Here is a 19,509-nt window from a genome sequence, read left to right as displayed (position 1 = left end):
TATGGAACTATCAATTACCTTAATGGGATTATTCGTTGGAACCCTTGTAGGCTTAACGGGGGTTGGAGGTGCCGCTTTATTAACACCTTTACTGATTGTACTCGGCATTAACCCTTCCATTGCCGTAGGAACAGATCTTGTCTACAATTCTATCACAAAATTATTCGGAGTCGCTCAGCACTACAAACAGCGAACCATTAACTTTAAATTAGCAAAATATTTAGCTTTCGGAAGTATTCCGAGCGCTGTGCTGGCTATTGTCACACTTCATGCATTCCCATCTTTTCACGAGCATCAAGAAACGATTATTAAGCACGCTCTCGGGTACGTCATGACGCTGGTTGCCATCTCAATTATCTTTCGCGTCTTTTTTGATAAATTAATTCGCCCAAATCGGTTTCAGGAAATGGACTTAAATCAGAAAAAAGGATTAACAATCGGAATTGGCGTAGTCTTTGGGTTCATTGTCGGACTAACATCGATTGGTTCTGGCTCATTATTTGCCATTGCAATGCTGTACTTATTTAAGTTAAAAACATCTGAGCTGGTTGGTACTGATATTGCACATGCGTTTCTTCTCGTTACGGTGGCTGGTATTTTAAATGCAAGCTTTGGAAGCGTGGATTATATGTTGACTGCTAACCTATTAACTGGATCTATTCCGGGTGTGTTACTCGGAAGCCGTTTATCAACGAAAGTGCCCTCAAGACCGCTTCAAGCCATTATGGCGACCATCATTTTAATTAGCGGAATTAAACTAATTTAATAAATAAAAAGCACATGCCTCTGCATGTGCTTTTTATTAGTTTTTTTAAAGATCTACATTAAAAATAATAATGTTTTAAACCACTCCCTTCCCTTCTTATACACTTCAACTAATATTTTTATTGAATTTTAGTCAAAGAGACCAATGACACCTCAAATAACCTTACGTTAAAATGTAAAAAAACATAACATCTATTGTAATATCAAAAAATTGTACGACGAAGGGAGAACACATGACACAAACAGCGGCAAAAAGTAAGAAAAAACCTTTTTATAAAGGTCTTTTCTTTCAAATTATGATGGCAATTGTACTTGGCGTAGCCGTAGGATATCTATGGCCAAGCTTTGGAAATGCTGTGAAACCGATTGGAGACGGTTTTATTAAGCTCATCAAAATGCTGATTGCTCCTCTTATCTTTGGGGTAGTCGTTGTCGGAATTGCCAAGGTTGGAAACATTAAAACAGTTGGGCGTATCGGTGGAAAAACCATTCTTTACTTCGAAATTGTCACAACATTCGCTCTACTTATCGGTCTATTAGTAGCAAACGTAATGAACCCCGGCGCCGGTATGAATGTTGATCCTTCAAGCTTAAGCACAACTGAAATGGACGCGAAGACAAACGGCTCCGAACTTCCGAGCGAAGGTGATTTTTTTCTTAATATGATTCCAGACAGTGCAGTTGGTGCTTTTTCAAACAACTCCATGCTTCAAGTGCTTTTAATTTCGTGTTTGTTCGGAATCGCTCTTGTCCATATAGGTGGAAAAACAGCGGAGACCCTTCTACACGTATTAGAAAAAGTAAATGATGTGTTATTTAAAATTATGGGATACATCATGAAGTTAACGGCTCTTGCCACGTTTAGCGCCATGGCATTTGCGGTTAGTCAGTACGGTCTTGGAACACTTGCTGCATTTGGAAAGCTATTTATCGCTATGACAATTGCTTGTCTAGCATTTGTTCTTGTTTTAGCTGTTATTTTACGAACCTATTTAAAATTAAGCTTGTGGAAAGTTATTCTATATATACGAGAAGAAATTATGCTGGCATTTGCTACGGGTTCTACTGAAGCCGTTATGCCGCAGCTCATGGATAAATTTGAACAAGCAGGATGCAACAAAGCAGTCGTTGGCCTTGTTGTGCCTACGGGCTATTCGTTTAATCTAGACGGTGCTTCTATCTACCTGTCTCTTGCTCTCGTCTTTTTAGCACAAGCAACGGGCGTGGACTTGAGCCTCACTGATCAGCTTTTAATGCTTGGTGTTCTTCTTCTTACGTCTAAAGGAATGGCTGGCATTCCAGGATCAGCTTTTGTTGCTCTTTCTGCTACCGCAGCAGCAACTGGATCCATTCCGGTAGCTGCCGTTGCTCTGATGCTTGCTCCTGATCGCTTTATGGGTAATTACCGGACCACAGTTAATATTATTGGTTATGCGGTAGCTGCTTTTATTATCGCACGATGGGAAAATTTATTAGACCTACAAAAAGCCAATGATGTGCTGGACGGAAAAATTACGTATCAGCCCAAAAATGCTGAAATTTCTCTCCCTGAGAGTATTCCAGCAGCCAATGAAAAAGCATTTTAATAAAAAAAATTCCTGGCCGAGACAAGTCTATTTTGCTTGTTTTTCGGGCAGGAATTTAATTGTTACATGAAAGGCCTTTTGCTGAAATTTATTTTCTTCCAGTATTTTATATACCATTTGTTTAATCGTTTCTTGCGTTTTGGCATCAGCTGAAACGGAAGGCTCCATATACACATCCAGCTCTACTCTGTCTTTTGAATAAAGGGAAGAATTCACACCCCTTGATTCATAGCCCGCTTCAGTTAAACCGCTGCTGATTTTATGCCAAATATCCAGTTTGTCCATTTGTTTAATAACAGGCTTTGCTTCTTCGTACACTTGTGCTTGCTGAGTCTTGGAAACTTCTTCTTTTTTAATAAAAACTGCATATCCTGAACCTACTATTAAAAACGTCATGATAGCAAATGCTCGCATTCTTTTCATTCTCTCACCTCATTTAGAGATATAGATTATAAATATGCGAACAATTGCTACAGTATGACGGCTTGTATCTCTACTTCTTTTCCACTATACTCAGCAGTCGTTTAGAACCGGCGTGCACTTCTTCTATCATACTGTCAAACAGCTCTTGCACCGTTGGAATACTATCAATCAGTCCAACGACTTGGCCTGCCCATCCATAGCCTTCATCGATTTTATTTTCATAAATATACCGGCAGTTTGCCCCTCCGCTAATGACGTCTTTTAACTCTTCGTACCTCTCTCCTTGCTCCTCACGCTCAATAATGTCAAGAGTGTAGTGAGACTTCAATACGCGTCCAGGTGCCCCGAACGAACGTTTAATAACCACGGTATCCGTTTCTTTTGCTTCTACAATAGCTTGTTTATACGCATCATGGGCATCTACACATTCTTTTGTCGCGATAAAACGTGTTCCCATTTCTATCCCTTCAGCGCCTAATGATAACGCTGCCAATAATCCTTGTCCGTTTCCAATCCCTCCGCTTGCCAAGACCGGAATTGACACAGCCGCAGCTACTCGAGGAATTAATACCATTGTGCCTAGATCCTCACGTCCAATATGCCCTCCGGCTTCTTGCCCTACTGCCATGACAGCATCTGCTCCTAGCTTCTCAGCTTTTTGAGCTTGACGTACGTTGGCTACCAGCACGAGCGTTTTAATTCCCGTTCCTTTTAATCTTTCAAAAATAGGTGTGGGATTTGCTCCTGTTATGGAAATAACCGGAACACCTTCTTCTACTGCTGCGTCGAGAAGTTCTTTATAAGAACCTTCTGTTTGACCTCCAACAGCAAAATTAACGCCAAAAGGACGCTCAGTTAAAGAACGTACTTTCTTAATTTCAGCTCGAAGTTTCTCAGGTGTTCGGAGCGTCATAGCTGTAATTTGTCCAAGCCCGCCTGCATTTGAGACAGCAGCCGCAAGTTCTGCGTACGCTAGATACGCAAGACCTCCTTGTACAATTGGATATTGAATTCCTAATAAATCTGTTACCCGTGTTTTCATCTATGTATCCCCTCTCCTTTTTTTGTATTTATGAATACTTATTCATAATCATAACAAGAAAATAACGGATTTCCTACGAAAAAATTCCAACATTTCTGTTTGCTTCAACTTTTGATAGGGTACACATTTTGTAATGATTATTAACTGAAGATCAAGGAGGAAGACAAGTATGACAAAAAAGCACCCTGTAAATGAAAAAAGCAAGCAAGAACAGCTCGAGCAGTTTAAAACAGACGATCGAAACCAAGCACTCACAACCAATCAAGGGTTAAAGCTTTCCGAAGATGAATTTTCTTTAAAAGCAGGCGAACGTGGTCCAACCCTTATGGAAGACTTTCATTTCCGTGAAAAAATGACGCATTTTGACCACGAGCGCATTCCTGAACGCATCGTTCATGCACGAGGCTTCGCTGCTCACGGAGAATTTGAGCTGTATGACTCGCTCAGTGAATATACAAAAGCTAAATTTTTACAGAATCCGTCTGTAAAAACACCTGTATTTGTCCGTTTTTCTACTGTAGCAGGTTCTAAAGGTTCAGCTGAAACGGTTCGCGACGCACGTGGTTTTGCAACAAAATTTTATACAGAAGAAGGAAACTATGACTTAGTTGGAAATAACATTCCCGTGTTCTTTATCCAAGATGCGATTAAATTCCCGGATTTAATTCACGCTGTTAAGCCTGAGCCACACAACGAAATGCCTCAGGCGGCTTCAGCACATGATACGTTTTGGGATTTTGTCGCTAATAACCAAGAGTCTGCCCACATGGTCATGTGGACAATGTCAGACCGTGCAATTCCTCGCAGCTTGCGTATGATGGAAGGCTTCGGCGTACATACTTTTCGCTTAGTTAATGCAGAAGGAAAAGCTCATTTTGTCAAATTCCACTGGAAGCCTGTGCTCGGCACGCATTCCCTTGTTTGGGACGAGGCTCAAACAATTTCTGGGAAAGACCCTGATTTTCATCGCCGCGATTTATGGGAGTCAATTGAAAACGGAGACTATCCTGAATATGAGCTAGGGCTTCAAATCATAGCTGAGGAAGATGAATTTAAATTCGACTTTGACATTCTCGATCCAACTAAGCTTTGGCCAGAAGAAGACATTCCCGTCAAATTGGTTGGAAAAATGACCTTAAATCGAAATGTAGACAACGTATTTGCGGAAACAGAACAAGTCGCATTCCATCCGGGGCATGTAGTACCGGGAATTGATTTTTCCAATGATCCTCTCTTACAAGGAAGATTGTTTTCATACACGGATACCCAGCTTATTCGTCTTGGCGGTCCGAATTTTCACGAACTTCCAATCAACCGTCCAGTATGCCCGTTTCATAACAATCAACGCGACGGTTACGGACGTCAAACGATTAACAAAGGGCCTGTCAGCTATCACAGAAACTCTCTTGCAGCCAATACCCCGGCTCCTGTACCAGAGTCAGAGGGCGGTTATGCTCACTATCAAGAAAAAGTGGAAGGAAGAAAAGTTCGAAGCCGAAGCGAAAGTTTTAAAGACCACTTTTCACAGGCAACGCTATTTTGGAATAGCATGAGCGACCCTGAAAAAGAGCATATTATCAGTGCTTTCAGCTTTGAGCTTGGAAAAGTGAAAAGCAAGTCTGTTCAGCAACAGGTTGTTGATATGTTTGCCAACGTCAGTACAGTGCTAGCTAAACAAGTGGCACAAGCGATTGGTGCAACGCCTCCATCAGGAGAAGACGCGCCAGTGACCAAGTCGTCTCCGGCTCTTAGTCAGGAACAGACGATTAAAAAGCCGAATACGCGTAAAGTAGCTGTCATTGTAGCTAATGACTTTAGCGGTGACCTACCACAAGTGTTAAACAGTTTAAAACAACAGGGCATTCAGCCTGAAATTGTAAGCACAACCCTCCAAAACGTAAAAGGAACAGACGGGTCAGAACTTGAAGTACAGCACACGTTCTTAACAAGTGATTCTGTCTTATTCGATGCGGTTTATGTTGTCGGAAGTTCGTCAGCTGATGAGAAGTTTCGTAAAGAAGCACTGACGTTTGCTCAAGAAGCATTCGAGCATTTTAAACCAATTGGCGCCACAGATGAAGGTGTTAAGTGGCTAAAAGCTGCTGGCTTAGATAGTAGTCCCGGTGTCGTAACTGGAGATTCTACACGTTTTACAGATGAATTTGTTGAAGCTGTTTCAGCTCACCGCCACTGGAATCGTCACGTTATATAAATGACACAAAAGATAGGGATCTTCCCTATCTTTTTTACATGGAGTCACAGCAATTGAAGAAAAGCCGATTTTTTGCTTATACTAGATAATGCACCTTAGATTTTCAGGAGGCAGAAAAAAGACATGCTCACAAACAAATCATCTTACTTTTTACAATTAACGAAACGATTCAAAAAAGCTGCAACGGCAAATTCAGTTATCCTTGGAATTTTGTTAGCTATTGTGGGAGGTTTTCTTGATGCTTATACGTATATAAGCAGAAACGGAGTATTTGCAAATGCACAAAGTGGAAATATCGTTTTATTAGGTGTAAAGGCAGCACAAGGTCAATGGACAGAAGCTTTTCTTCATATTCCCCCTATTGTAGCCTTTATCCTAGGCGTTGCTGTAACCGAAACATTTAAGCAGCCGCGATTTGTATCTGTACTCCCTGATACTTCTCGTATCGTATTGCTTTTAGAAATTGTCGTACTCATTATTGTTGGGTTTTTACCACCTAGTGTTCCTAATATGTTGGTTACAGTAACAATTTCATTTGTTGCTGCTCTTCAAGTTTCTTCATTTAGAACTTTGATAAAATGGTCATATAATACAACAATGACAACTGGAAACCTTCGTACTGCTTCTCAAGCAGCATACTATGCTATATTCAAACGCGACGAAAATGCTGCTTATCAGTGCCTTCGTTTTACGGCCATTATCCTCTCTTTTTTAAGTGGTGCATTGTTAGGCTCTATTTCTACTTTCACCCTCGGAACAAAAGCAATTTGGCTAGCTTCTCCTATTCTTTTTCTCGCTTTTGTCATTTTAAATTCAGAATCTCAAAAAAGCCTTTGAAGTCAATGATTTCAAAGGCTTTTTTATTAAACTGATTTTCTAAATGCCATAACGTGCAAATCTTTTACCGGATAAAAATCGTTATCAGGAAAACGAACGTAACCTCTTTTAGTGTACAGCTTAATGGCATGTTCCATTGAATGATCTGTATGTAAACCTAAATAAGAACACCCTAGCTCCCGAGATTTTTTTTCACACGCTTCAAGAAGCGCATTGGCGACTCCTTTTCGGCGATGAGATGGAGCAACTGCCAGCAGACGAATTTCAGCCCATGGAAATGGTTTTAATAACCCTCCATATACATCCGTATTCGGCGGATAAAACAAAACGCTTCCTGCCATTTCTCCATCGATTTCAGCTACCATGCATTCAAATTTCTTTTCTTCACTCAGGGTATGTAAAATTCCCTTTCGATATCTTTTCCAGTGTGCTTCCGATTTTACAGCTGCATATTGCTCATAAGCAGCAAGCGTTACTGTTTCAATAGATGATGTTTCTTCTTCTCTAGCTTTTCGAACGATCAATTTTTTCTCCTCCATTTACCTTCTTCGTTAATTCTTATTGTCTATGGTGAAGAATGTTTATGCAACACATTTGCATTGCGAAACAGCTTCCTTTGCATATATTTAATCCGTGCATTATGGTTTCTGAAGCAGTCTTTGTGCTGAAACTCTGCTTGTCTTCATATACATATAAAGAGATTCATAGACAAGGATGAGACAGCATGTACAAAAAATTAATTGCAATTGGAATTGGCAGTGTGTTTGTTAGTATCGGAATTAACGTTTTTATTCTTCCGCTTCAGCTTGTAACAGGAGGCATTACGGGAATTAGCTTAATCATTAATTATTTACTTGGCTATAAAGTAGGCGTGATGATTTTTTGCTTAAACTTGCCGATTTACCTTCTCGCTCTAGGTTTTAACCGCTCTTATTTTTTAAATGCTATCTATGGCATGGTTCTCTCAGCCGTTATGATTGATTTGCTGTTTCCGCTTCACGGGATTTTTCATCTTCCCATTATCTTAAGCGCTTGCCTTGGAGGCATTTTTAACGGAATCGGAACCGGCATCATGCTCCGGCAGCACGCAAGTCAAGGCGGGGTCGACTTATTTTCTCTGATACTTGCGAAATGGTTATCGTTAAACCCTGGCATCATCATTTTAGTGATTGACGCATCTATTATTATTTCAGGTATTTTACTGCTTCAAAACGATACAGCTATTTATTCATTATTCATTGTTGTATGCTCTGGTATAGTGACCAGTTTAATCACGTCATTCAAACGCATCATCGTCTATGTATAAAGAAAAGCCTCGAGACATGCGTCTGGAGGCTTTTCTTTATTTGTCATTTAAGAATTCTTGCAGCGCTTCTTTATTTTTATCTAAATCAATATCAAGCACCATACCAACGCCGCTATACGTTTTGTTTTCAAATGATCCGTCTAAAGGCAGTCGCAGGCTTTGAACGTCTTTCATGTTTCCTGTTACCACATCTTTAGCTAGAAGCATCATGCTTTTTGTATCTAAATTTGTATCGATGTAAGGATCCATTACGCCGAGAAGCTTCGGTATTTTAAACACGCTGTTTAGGCTTGCTACTTCATCTTTGAGCTTTAAAACGACTTCTTGCTGACGCTGAACGCGTCCAAAATCACTCATGTTATCATGGCGAAAACGTACGTAGCCAAGCAGCTGTTCACCGTGTAAAACTTGGGTACCTTTGTGAAGCGTCATACCAATTCCCGAAGACATATCGTGAGGCACGGTTACTTCAATGCCATCAGGCGCAATCGTATCTACAATTTTTGAAAATCCTTCGAAGTCCACAACTGCATAATAGTTAATATCAATATCAAAATTTTGTTTGATCGTTTGACGCAGCAGCTCAGGACCTCCGAACGCGTAAGCAGCATTCAGCTTTTGCTTGCCGTGTCCTGGAATATCCACGTACATATCCCTCATAAGAGAAACAATTTTCGGGTGTTTGCTTTTAGAATCGTAGTGAGCAATTAAAATAGAGTCTGTACGAGAATGCTTTTCCCCGCGCGAGTCACTTCCTAACAGCAGCATATTTACTTCTCCGTTATTCGGGAGACTGCCTTGAAACTGTTCAAATGTCGTGCCGTCATCCGCAAATTTACCATCGCTTGCCATCGATAGCCCTTGCTTATATTGGAAATAGCTGTATATGCCCCCAACGATAATAAAAATGAACAACAAAGCAAAGAACACTCTGCCCCATCGAACTCTTCTTCTTCTTTTGCGTCTTGTTCGCTCCACGTTTCTGTCACCAGCTTTCTTTTTCAATGAAGTTCTCATAAAACAAGCAAGTAGCTAAGCTTTTAAAAAGCTCCTCTACTTGCTTGTTTGGATTGTATGGTGTGAAAGCTTACATTATTTTTCTGTTTCTTGGTCTTTTCCATACATATATTTTGATGGATCGACCGGTTTAAAGTCATCTAATTTATTAAATCGTAATAAATCACCGTATAACACTTTATCAGAAAGTTCTAGCTCTCTTCCAACTTTCTTTTTATAAGCTTTCGCTTCGTCTGTTGCTGTGATTCTTTCTCCTGTGTTTGTATCGTAATACTTGCCGTCAATTGACGTGTATTTCGGAGAAACATAATCACCGTTTCTAAATGCTACTACCTGATCATGGTCTTTTGATAATAAATCTGTACCGAATTGAACATACTCTTTACTATCAATTCCCACTAGGTGAAGAAGCGTAGGCACTACGTCAATTTCACCGCCGTACGTATGGTTCACTCCACCTTTTACACCTGGTACGTGAAGGAAGAACGGTACGCGTTGAAGCTGAGCGTTTTTATATGGCGTGATTTTCTCGCCAAGAACTTTTTCCATTGCTTTGTTATGATTTTCAGAAATACCGTAGTGGTCACCGTAAATCATAATAACTGAGTTGTCATATAAACCTGAAGCTTTTAGCTCTGTAAAGAATTCTTGCAGTGATTCATCCAAATAACGAGCCGTTTGGAAATAACGGTCTACCGTTCCATCTCCTGTGTTCGCCGGTTCAATGCTAGCATCACCTTTATCAAGAACGAATGGGAAATGGTTTGTTAATGTAATCATATGCGCATAGAACGGCTGCTTCAATGACTGCAGCATTGGCATAGATTCTTTGAAGAATGGCTTATCTTTTAATCCATAGTTTACTTTGTTATCACCAGTCATATTGTAATAACTTGCATCAAAGAATTTATCCACACCGAACTGTTTGTAAATTTCATTACGGTTCCAGAATGTTTTATAATCTCCGTGTAACACAGCACTTGTATAGCCGCCCTCTTGATCTAAGATCGCTGGTGCTGCTTGGTACGTGTTGCGGCCTTTTAAGCTAAATGCTGATCCTTGAGGCAAGCCATATAATGACGTATCCATCATAAGCTCTGCATCAGCTGTTTTACCTTGTCCTGTTTGATGGAAGAAGTTATCAAAATACATAAATTCATTTCCATTTGCTAATGAATTTAAAAACGGCGTTACTTCTTGTCCGTTTAACTTGTAATTAATTAGGAATGACTGAAATGATTCTAGATGAATTTTAATAATATTTTTTCCTTTTGCTTTACCCGCATACTCAATATTCGGAGCTGCATAGTGACTTGTACTGAAGTTTTTCACTGTTGTTAAGTCATCACTGCTTGCGAATGCTCGTTGCTTTGAGTTTTGAAACGTTTGAACTGCATCATACACCGTGTAGTTGTATGCTCCTAAATATTTCACTAGGTAGTTGCGATCAAATGTTCTTGTTAATAATTCAGGGCGATCTTTTTCAGCATAGTGCAAGTTAATTGCAAATGCGACAGCTCCTGCCGCTAACACCATGAACGTATAGCGGAATTTAAGACGTGCTTTTGGCCATTCGATTTTTCTAACAAACAATAGCGCAATCAGTAAAATGATATCTACAAAGTAAAAAATATCGTGAGCTTTTACTAAATCAGCGATACTGCCTCCCAAATGACCCACATTGCTTGTTTGCGTTAAAGTAGGCAATGTCACAAAGTCATTGAAGAATCGATAATATAAAATATTGCTGTACAAAATGACCGTCATGATTGTACTAAGGATAAGCGTCCAAACGATGGCTCTTTTTCCTTTTGCAAACAATGCTAACCCTAAAAAGATCAAAGTTGAACTAATTGGATTAATAAACAATAACGTTTTTTGCATTGAGTCACTTATATCTAAGTTGAACTCCACTTTGTAAGACATGTAAGACTTGATCCACATGAATAAAACCGCTATAAAAAAGTAAAACAACGGCTTTGAAAATAGTTTTTTCATTTTCAAATTCCTTTCACTAAAAAGTAGAGATTTCATGTTCAGCTAACCTCAGGAAAGTCCCCTACATTAAATCGTAACGGTTACGTCCTGCAAAAGATTACCTGAAAATGATTCAATTTGTCAAACAATATCATCTTCATCTCTTTTTTTAGTCATCTACAAAATTTACATTTTAACTTGCAATCTCTTATTTTTTATCGTGATGTTAATATTACACAATTGTTAATTTGTAAATTTTGTTCTCCCTATATTGCATACATATTAATTTACCACATTTCTGCTCTGCAATAAAAGTATTTTTATTTTATTAGGCATAATATTTCACTTGCTGAATGAAAAGGTACTATTGTACTGGATGGCATTCTTCGCTTACTGTTAGGACTAGTAAAAATAGACCTATCTATGCTTAGTCTTTATCTTCATCAACAGCTATGCGGTCTCCTTGTGCAAAAGGCTGTGAAATCACAAGAAACTCGATCTCCTCACTCGAACGATTCATCATTTGATGAAGAATCGAAGGAAATACTTCTACTCCTTCGTGTGCTTTTACATCGTAAATAACTCCGTCTATTTCTAGAGCAGCTGTTCCTTTTAGTACAAAGAAAAATTGATGTGCTTTCAAGTGATAATGCCTTACCTCTTCCGTATAAGGGGGCATGCGCTCATGAATAATACTTACGTCTTTATTTTTCACTAGGTGCCACCCATCGCATTTTCCTCCCCACACGTAGTGTTCTGCGTTTTGCTTACTAACTTTCATGACTAGCTCCCCTTTTTCTAATAAATGAACACCTGCAGATGAAATAGAAATTCTATGTGATCTTTTTAATCTTGCTATTGGAAATATTTTTTTCAGATGAAGGCTTTGGCTTCAAAGTAAAAAGCATTCCTAAAAAGATCAAAACAATGCCTGCAAGCTGCAAAAGCGTAGGACGAAATCCCGTGAATGCTGTATCTAATAAAATGGCAACGGCTGGATCTAAAAACACCAGAACCGAAATCACCTGAGTTTTTAAATAGCGCAGGCTGTCGAAAAACAAATAATACACTAAACCAGTATGTACAAAGCCTGTTACTAAAATAGATGTCCAGTTGGTCGTTGTTAGGAAATGAAAATCAGTAAAATGAACAAACGGCAATAATAGAAAAATTCCTAAAAAAGTCTGAAGAAATGTAACAGCATAAGCACTCGTATGAATAATGCCTTTACCAAGCAGCGTCGTGCATGCATAAAACAAAGCGGCTAAAAGCGCCCAGAGTATTCCTGAAGACATGAAGCCGTCAATCGTAAGTTGCTCCACTCCAATAATTAGAAGTGTTCCTCCAAAACAAATGAAGATAGACATCACGCCAAGAACCGTTAATTTCTCCTTAAACATAAAGCTCCCCAGAAGCAATACTAAAACGGGTGCAAGATGATAAATAGAAATAGCAACCGTAACGGACATCATTTCAAATGCTTTAAATAGAAACACCCAGTTAAACACAAGAAATATCCCACACAGTAAAATCTGCTTTATTTCTTTGGCATTCCATTTTTCTCTTTTATATTCACCTGTTACAAACCAGCATATTCCGAGAAAAAGCGTTGCACAAATACAGCGAACAAATACTAAATCAAAAGAAGGCAGTCCAGTTTGTGTGGAGAAAAAGCCAATTGAACCAAAAATACTCATTGAAATCATCATTTTCACCATTGGCCCTGCTTTCATTCTCTCACCTCACTTTCAGAAAACTATTACTATTCAAACATAAAGAAGCCCATTTGTAAATTAATGGTTCAAAAGCGCTATTCCATGAAAAAGCAAAAAGCGCAAAGACATGGGATCAGTCCCATCGTCTTTGCGCTTTTCTGCCTTTCTTTTAATCTTCAACCGGGAACCAGCCTGGTGTGTTAATAACGGCTTGCCACAGCGGGTCAGGAATCACAAGCTTTTCCTGATCTTTTTTGCTTAATGTTGTCACAATTTCATTTTCACGGCCTTCTTTTACTTTTTGAACCCAGTCTGGATCCATAATTAATTCGCGGCCAATCGCAAGCAGTGGAATGCCCGTTTCAAGAGCGGCTGCTGCTTCGTCTGCTGTATGAATAGAACCTACGCCCATCACAGGTACGCGGCTTCCTACTCGCTCTTGAATAATTTCAATACGTGAACGAGTATCTTCCACGCCTCGGCGCGGTTTTGACCAGAATTCCATTAGCGATACGTGAAGGTAATCAAGGTCTTTTTCTGCTAGTGCATCGACTAACTTCAACGTATCAGCCATTGTAATTCCTGGCGTTTCAGGCTCTTCTGGCGAGAAGCGATAGCCTACTAAAAATGATTCTTTTGCATGCTTAGAAACGGCTTGCTTTACTTCGTCTACGATTGCAAGCGGGAATGTTAAGCGTTTTTCTACGCTGCCGCCCCATTTATCTTCGCGGCGATTAGAATGCGGAGAAAAGAACTGCTGAATTAAATAGTTATTTGCTCCGTGAATTTCAACTCCGTCAAATCCTGCTTCAATGGCACGGCGCGTCATTTCACCAAAATCGTGAATAATGCCTTCAATTTCTTCATTTGTTAACTCTCGAGGTACCGGAGCTCCTTCTTGTTCTGCAGCAACAGCACTTGCGCTAACAACCTCTCCATTCGGAACAAGCTCAGGCGGACACATGCGGCCTCCGTGAAAAATTTGAAGAACTGCTTTTGCTCCTTGATCTTTAATGGCTGTTGCTAATCGACGCAGGCTAGGAATCATTTCATCGCTGTCTGCAGCAAACTCTCCGTGAAATCCTTTTCCGTTCGCCGTTCCGTATGTACATGCTGTAATGACCATGCTAACACCTTTTGAACGTCGTACGTAGTAGTCTACTTCTGCATTTGATACTGTCCCATCTTCATTTGATGAAAAATTTGTCATAGGAGCAAGAATAACGCGGTTATCTAATTTGATGCCATTTGAAAAAGTAAATGGCTGTAAAAGCGGCTCATACTTTTTATTTGTCATTTTATTTCCCTCCAAAAATGATACGGTCAAAAATAGTGGCATATTATAGGTAGAGACTGTTTTCCTTCCTAATAATATGTGTCATTTAAAACTGTAACTTTAAAATATACTGTGATTTTAATCTGTACAGTTTTACCTGTCAAAGAATAAGACTTTCTAACACAAAAAAGCACTCATATACTGAGTGCCTTTTTATCATTGCGAAAGAGGTTCCTGATTATACATGAAAGATTTTACTTTTACGTATTGAGCTTCTAACTCTTGAAGTGTCAGTTCGTATAGATGCCGATTTCCTTTTTTATAAATACCAAAATTCAATAGCGCATTAATAAACCAATTTTTCTTATGTTCCGTTTCAGGCTGTGTATGTTGTTTCACGATTTCCACCACCTAAGGTTCTCTCATTTTAATTTTGCAAAGCATTCGCTTTTACATAAATGATTTTACTTCTATACGATGAAAAAACGGTGAAATAGAAAGCTTTTTCATTTTAAATTTCCGCAGAAGGACCCGTTATTTTTTTACGTCTCTTCACACCTGCTAATATTTTTTCAATATAATAAACAAGAATAATAAAAACTGACATAATAGCAAAATAAGTACCGATTACAACAAAAGGATTTGGACTTTCAAAACCGCTTTCTTTTCCTTTCATTCCTCTTTCCGGACCTCCGCCATCGTGATCAAAGTTTGGACGTTCGTGACCAGCAGATGCCGTCGCAGAAGATTTGTTCTCGCTAAATGAATGGCGATCAAAATTCGGCTTCCCACCGCCTTTTTGCGGCATATCTGAGGAACTTACATTCAGTACTCTCGCTACTCCTCCAAGTTTTCCAAGAAAACCCGTTTCATTTATTTCGTATATGCCAATGACTAACAGCGCAGCGGTTGTGAGCTTAGCTGCTATGCTCAAGCTTTTCTTTGACTTTTTGAATTTCGTCATATTTTTACATACATTTATAACCCATTGCCAATGAAGACCTATGTGAGCGGCTACTAAAATTAACACTAAAAATGATACGGAAATATGCGAAACCTTAAACCACTGTTCGTTCCCAACATTAATATTTGGAAATACTACTCTTGAAATAAAAATACCGCTAATCATAATAAATGACATCGTAATTAACAGCATGATATTTAAAAAGTAACCGAACTTTGTTCTGCGCGGAAGCCTGCGGTCAAATAATTTAACCGTAACTTTCTTTACCCACTGCCAGTTTAGCAGCACGTGGGTAAAAAAGGCGACGGCAATCGCCAACCCCGCAATTTCATGAAATGTTAACCCTCCCAATACTTGCTTGTTAAAAAACAAAACAAACGTAACGGCCATTAAAAGATCCAGTCCAAACCGGACGTACATCATCTTTTTCACTCTATTCATTCTCCTCACCTATGTATTTGTCAAAACAACTCCTTTTTCATATTTCTTAATGTAAGCAGATTTGGTGAAAATTAGGTGAAACGACTGATTTTTTTACCAAAATAACCAGTCCTGAGTTCTATAAAAATAGAGTAGAATCATTTTTATTTTTTCAAAAATAGCTGTTGACAAAGAAAAAAGAAGCACGTATAGTAATGGTTATTCATCAAGAACTTTCAGATTTTAATCAAAAACACAGCGATTGGGAGTAGTAGAAGCTTATTATTCGGTCAAGAGAGCTACGGGTTGGTGTGACGTAGTCCAATAATACTTTGAACTCGCCCAGGAGTGGTAATTCAGAAAGAATGCAGAAGTGTTCTCTAAGTTTTAACGTCTAACCTTCGTTATCAGGTTTTAAGCAGGGTTCTTTAAGAGCCAACAAGAGTGGTACCGCGGTTAGCTAAAGCTTATCGTCTCTTCTCTCATTTGATAATGAGGTAGGAGACGATAAGCTTTTTTTATTTTATAAAAAAGTGGAGGGAAAAGTCATGAAGAAGGACAACCAAGGTTTGCAGCGAACAATGACTTCACGTCACATTATGATGATGGCGCTAGGTGGAGCAATTGGCGCTGGTTTATTTAAAGGAAGCAGCTCGGCTATTGATATGGCAGGACCATCAGTTATTATTGCCTATTTAATTGGCGGAATTATTTTACTATTCATCATGCAAGGTCTTGCTGAAATGGCGGTTCGAAATAGTGAAGCACGAACGTTTCGTGATTTAGTTCAGTCGATTTTAGGAAGCTATCCCGCTTACTTTTTGGACTGGATTTACTGGAAAATGTGGGTGTTAAACATTGCAGCTGAAGCCGTTGTAGCCGCTATTTTTATTCAGTACTGGCTTCCTGATTACCCAATTTGGATGCTTGCTTTAGGCGTATCCGTTATTGTTACAGCCATTAACTTGCTTTCAGTTAAAGTATTTGCTGAAACGGAATACTGGTTAGCTTTAATTAAAATCACGGTCATTGTGATCTTTATTATCGCTGGACTTTTATTATTGTTTGTATCATTCGGTCATCATACCGCAGCGGGTTTTTCAAATTTAAGCGCTCACGGCGGTTTTTTCCCAAAGGGACCAACCGGGCTAATTACGGCGATGTTAGTTGTCATCTACTCATACGGTGGAACTGAAATCATCGGAGTAACGCTAGCTGAAACAAAAAACCCTGAAAAAGTAGTACCTAAGGCTGTGCGCAGTACATTAACGCGTATCATTGCTTTTTATCTGTTCCCGTTTTTTATCATCGTGAGCTTGATTCCTTGGAATGAAGTGAACGGCGTTTCTCAAAGTCCTTTTGTAATGGTATTTAAAATGATTGGCATTCCCGGAGCAGATCATATTATGAATGCCGTGATCTTGTTAGCCGTTATTTCTTCTATGAACTCAGGACTTTACGGTTCATCACGTATTTTGTATACGCAAGCAGTAGACGGTCGAGTGCCGAAGATATTTTCGAAACTTTCTGTTAACAAAGTTCCTGTCTATGCAATCTTAATGTGTACATCATCCCTTTATGTGGGCGTGTTGATTTCCTTATTTGCAGGAAGTAAGACATTTGATTATTTGATGGGATCTTTAGGGTATACGGTATTGTTTATTTGGTTGATTATTGCGATTGCACACTTAAAGTCCCGCAAAGTTCAGCCAGAAGCATCGAGCAGCTACTCTGTTAAATGGTTTCCTTATACAACGTGGGCTGCCCTTATTGCACTAAGCGCTATTTTAATTGGTGTTATCTGCACAACATCCGTTGTTATTACGACTATTACATTAGCTATCTATTTATTTATTACAGCTACGTATATCTTTAAAGGTCGCTTTTATCAATCTTCAGCAGTCAAGCACGCTAAATAAAAAAACGCCTCCTTTGAGTCATCAGAGGAGGCGTTTTTTTATTTAAAATGTTAAGTACCAATAGCCAAGTGCAAAGCCGATATAGTTACCAATAATATAGCCAAGCGTTCCTACTACCAAGATAGGACCAACCAAACTTCCCCATCCTTTAGCAATCGCCATCGCGCTTGCTGTCGTAGGTCCCCCTACCGTTGCATTGCTCGCCAGTAAAATATGTTCTAAATCAATTTTAAATACTTTTCCTAAAAGCAGTCCCACTATCAAATTACTCATCCCCACAATGAGCACAAATAGAATCAAAAGAGGTGCTTTTTCAACAATTAATGGAATGGACGCCGGCACTCCAATGACAACAAAGAAAATATAAATGAAGTATGTGCCGATTTCTTGGCTTCCGCTAATGTTTTTAAAATAAGAAGGAAACAGATAAATGACAAGAAACGTAAGTGTGGAAAGCAATAAGTATTTTTCGCTCAAAATAGTATGTAATAACGTTTGAACTACGGAAGCATTTGGACCGGCTGGAACGATTGTTCCAAACCATTCGGCTAATTTAAAAGATGCAACCACTAGAAAAAATGATGTACCAATGGAAGCCGCCACGTCTTTTAACGAAATTTCTTTTTTTGCCCAATATTTTTCTGCAAGCGTATGACGATCATTTTCTCCATATTGCCCCGCCTCTACTTCTTGAATATGAGGTGTCTTAAAATGTTTCCTAAAAAACTTCATAGAAGGAACAAACATATACACGGCAAACAGTAAAGCCATGACCATATTATCAGCAACCACCGTCGCGGAAACCATTTGACTTGATGGTTCAAATTTGGCCGTAACGGTAGCAAAGTTAACCCCTCCGCCTACATAAGAAGCGCCAATAGCAGCTGCAATTTTTGCTAGTTCAGGAATATAATCTTTTAACAACAAGAAGCCTGCTGTGCTCCCTATGACCGTTCCTACCGCACAGATTAAGAAAATAAAAAGCAGTTTCCGGCTTTCTTGAAATAATTCTTTCATATTGACTTGAAATAACAATAATGGAATGGCAAGCGGTACTAGATACGCCCAAACCGCATCATAGACCGGAGACTCTGTTGGAATAATTTTTAAATTTGATAGGATAAGCGCTCCTGCTAGCGCAATAATAGCTCCTGACAGAAAAGAAGCCCACTTATACTTTTGTTCGAGAAAAATACTAACAGAAGCCCAAATCGCTAGAATTCCCCATAGTGCCCACGTATCATCAGCTTGAATAATAGTAAAAATCACGAGCTACTCCTTTCTTTCTTTTTAAAGAAATATAATTTTCAGAAAATATACCTTTAAATTTTATCAATATATGCCAAATTCCGTCAATCCATAAAAAAAAGCTTTCCACTCTAAAAGTGAAAAGCTTTTTTTTATTTGCGAATCAAAACCGGAATTTGCTGCTGAATCTGCTGCAAAGGAGCACCTGTTTTCTCTGTTAACGAACGCAAGATTCCTCCTTCGATCATACAGTTAATCACAACTGCAAGCTCTCCTGCCTGCTTATCTTGAAATCCGCTCTCTATCATTTTTTCTCTAAAAAGTTTTTCCCAATCTTGAAACGCTGCATAGCAGACTTCGCGAAGCGGTTCATTAATAAGCGCCGTTTCTCCAGCCATCAGCCCAACAGGCATACCAGCAATACTTTCTTCGTGTTCAAACTGCTTGGACAATTCTTCAATAAAATACTGAATAGCCTGTGCCGCGTCAGAAGATTTATTTAAACTTTCTTTAATTTGAACTTGGACGTATTTATTCGTATATTGAACAGCGTGAATCGCCAGTTCTTCTTTCCCTTTTGGAAAATAATAATAAAGAGACCCTTTTGGTGATCCGCTCTCTTTAATAATTTGATTTAATCCCGTTGCATGATAGCCTTGCAGCTGAAAAAGCCGCGATGCTGTTTCTAAAATCTTATCGCGTGCATTTGCTTTCTTCACAAAACGATGCCTCCCCTATATAATAAGTGGTTTCTATAACACTACTTATCATATAAGGAAATGAAATTTTTGTCAAAATAAAG

General features: G+C 39.0%; 18 protein-coding genes and 1 other annotated feature. Of the genes, 6 read left to right on the top strand and 12 right to left on the bottom strand.

The features are described 5' to 3' along the window. The first annotated feature begins 1 nt into the window (after nt 1). Both ACNHOZ_RS04970 and ACNHOZ_RS04965 read left to right on the top strand, forming a co-directional pair. Nucleotides 2–766 (top strand): sulfite exporter TauE/SafE family protein, encoded by a 765-nt coding sequence (locus ACNHOZ_RS04970; RefSeq protein ID WP_028415040.1) that lies wholly within the window; start codon nt 2–4, stop codon nt 764–766. 232 nt (nt 767–998) lie between these two features. Then, complete coding sequence (locus tag ACNHOZ_RS04965) at nt 999–2,351, top strand: cation:dicarboxylate symporter family transporter (protein ID WP_255902987.1); 1,353 nt, start codon at nt 999–1,001, stop codon at nt 2,349–2,351. Nucleotides 2,352–2,378: 27 nt separating this feature from the next. Here the strand turns inward: ACNHOZ_RS04965 and ACNHOZ_RS04960 are convergent, their stop codons facing one another. Then, complete coding sequence (locus ACNHOZ_RS04960; RefSeq protein ID WP_028415042.1) at nt 2,379–2,774, bottom strand: hypothetical protein; 396 nt, start codon at nt 2,772–2,774, stop codon at nt 2,379–2,381. Nucleotides 2,775–2,844: 70 nt separating this feature from the next. Beyond that, on the bottom strand, nt 2,845–3,816 hold the full coding sequence (locus ACNHOZ_RS04955) for an NAD(P)H-dependent flavin oxidoreductase (protein ID WP_243495083.1): 972 nt from the start codon (nt 3,814–3,816) through the stop codon (nt 2,845–2,847). A gap of 169 nt (nt 3,817–3,985) precedes the next feature. Here ACNHOZ_RS04955 and ACNHOZ_RS04950 point away from each other — a divergent pair, with 169 nt between their 5' ends. Next, nucleotides 3,986–6,028: a catalase gene (locus ACNHOZ_RS04950; protein WP_255902992.1), complete on the top strand. Its 2,043-nt coding sequence runs from the start codon at nt 3,986–3,988 to the stop codon at nt 6,026–6,028. Nucleotides 6,029–6,151: 123 nt separating this feature from the next. Continuing rightward, on the top strand, nt 6,152–6,865 hold the full coding sequence (locus ACNHOZ_RS04945; protein WP_447697050.1) for a YoaK family protein: 714 nt from the start codon (nt 6,152–6,154) through the stop codon (nt 6,863–6,865). Nucleotides 6,866–6,891: 26 nt separating this feature from the next. Here the strand turns inward: ACNHOZ_RS04945 and ACNHOZ_RS04940 are convergent, their stop codons facing one another. Further along, nucleotides 6,892–7,389: a GNAT family N-acetyltransferase gene (locus tag ACNHOZ_RS04940; protein ID WP_028415046.1), complete on the bottom strand. Its 498-nt coding sequence runs from the start codon at nt 7,387–7,389 to the stop codon at nt 6,892–6,894. Between the two features lie 200 nt (nt 7,390–7,589). Here ACNHOZ_RS04940 and ACNHOZ_RS04935 point away from each other — a divergent pair, with 200 nt between their 5' ends. Further along, on the top strand, nt 7,590–8,171 hold the full coding sequence (locus tag ACNHOZ_RS04935) for a YitT family protein (protein WP_033579900.1): 582 nt from the start codon (nt 7,590–7,592) through the stop codon (nt 8,169–8,171). A 36-nt stretch (nt 8,172–8,207) separates the two neighbouring features. Here the strand turns inward: ACNHOZ_RS04935 and ACNHOZ_RS04930 are convergent, their stop codons facing one another. From ACNHOZ_RS04930 to ACNHOZ_RS04900, 7 genes are all read right to left on the bottom strand, one after another. Next, a complete protein-coding gene (locus ACNHOZ_RS04930; protein ID WP_372452787.1) occupies nt 8,208–9,188 on the bottom strand; it encodes an LCP family protein in 981 nt (326 codons plus the stop codon). 75 nt (nt 9,189–9,263) lie between these two features. Further along, complete coding sequence (locus ACNHOZ_RS04925) at nt 9,264–11,186, bottom strand: LTA synthase family protein (RefSeq protein WP_028415048.1); 1,923 nt, start codon at nt 11,184–11,186, stop codon at nt 9,264–9,266. A 406-nt stretch (nt 11,187–11,592) separates the two neighbouring features. Next, a complete protein-coding gene (locus ACNHOZ_RS04920; RefSeq protein WP_028415049.1) occupies nt 11,593–11,946 on the bottom strand; it encodes a cupin domain-containing protein in 354 nt (117 codons plus the stop codon). 52 nt (nt 11,947–11,998) lie between these two features. Next, nucleotides 11,999–12,898: a DMT family transporter gene (locus ACNHOZ_RS04915; protein ID WP_063248328.1), complete on the bottom strand. Its 900-nt coding sequence runs from the start codon at nt 12,896–12,898 to the stop codon at nt 11,999–12,001. 151 nt (nt 12,899–13,049) lie between these two features. Next, a complete protein-coding gene (locus ACNHOZ_RS04910) occupies nt 13,050–14,177 on the bottom strand; it encodes an NADH-dependent flavin oxidoreductase (RefSeq protein WP_033579898.1) in 1,128 nt (375 codons plus the stop codon). A gap of 195 nt (nt 14,178–14,372) precedes the next feature. Continuing rightward, nucleotides 14,373–14,558, bottom strand: coding sequence for a Fur-regulated basic protein FbpA (locus ACNHOZ_RS04905; RefSeq protein WP_033580328.1), 186 nt, complete (start codon nt 14,556–14,558; stop codon nt 14,373–14,375). Between the two features lie 109 nt (nt 14,559–14,667). After that, nucleotides 14,668–15,543 (bottom strand): DUF4405 domain-containing protein, encoded by an 876-nt coding sequence (locus ACNHOZ_RS04900; protein WP_447697071.1) that lies wholly within the window; start codon nt 15,541–15,543, stop codon nt 14,668–14,670. A gap of 246 nt (nt 15,544–15,789) precedes the next feature. Beyond that, nucleotides 15,790–16,021: a binding site (T-box leader), on the top strand. Nucleotides 16,022–16,088: 67 nt separating this feature from the next. Between ACNHOZ_RS04900 and ACNHOZ_RS04895 the strand changes: the two genes are divergently transcribed. Beyond that, on the top strand, nt 16,089–17,459 hold the full coding sequence (locus ACNHOZ_RS04895; protein ID WP_255903033.1) for an amino acid permease: 1,371 nt from the start codon (nt 16,089–16,091) through the stop codon (nt 17,457–17,459). 42 nt (nt 17,460–17,501) lie between these two features. Here the strand turns inward: ACNHOZ_RS04895 and ACNHOZ_RS04890 are convergent, their stop codons facing one another. Together ACNHOZ_RS04890 and ACNHOZ_RS04885 are read right to left on the bottom strand one after the other, a co-directional pair. Continuing rightward, entirely contained in the window at nt 17,502–18,728 is a 1,227-nt protein-coding gene (locus ACNHOZ_RS04890; RefSeq protein ID WP_063248331.1) for a DUF819 family protein, read from the bottom strand. A 131-nt stretch (nt 18,729–18,859) separates the two neighbouring features. Next, complete coding sequence (locus tag ACNHOZ_RS04885) at nt 18,860–19,426, bottom strand: TetR/AcrR family transcriptional regulator (RefSeq protein WP_033579894.1); 567 nt, start codon at nt 19,424–19,426, stop codon at nt 18,860–18,862. Nucleotides 19,427–19,509 lie beyond the last annotated feature (83 nt).

It is taken from the genome of Priestia sp. D51 (genome assembly GCF_053345675.1).
Note: the sequence above shows the minus strand (reverse complement) of the source record. Positions and strands in the feature narration are given on the sequence as shown.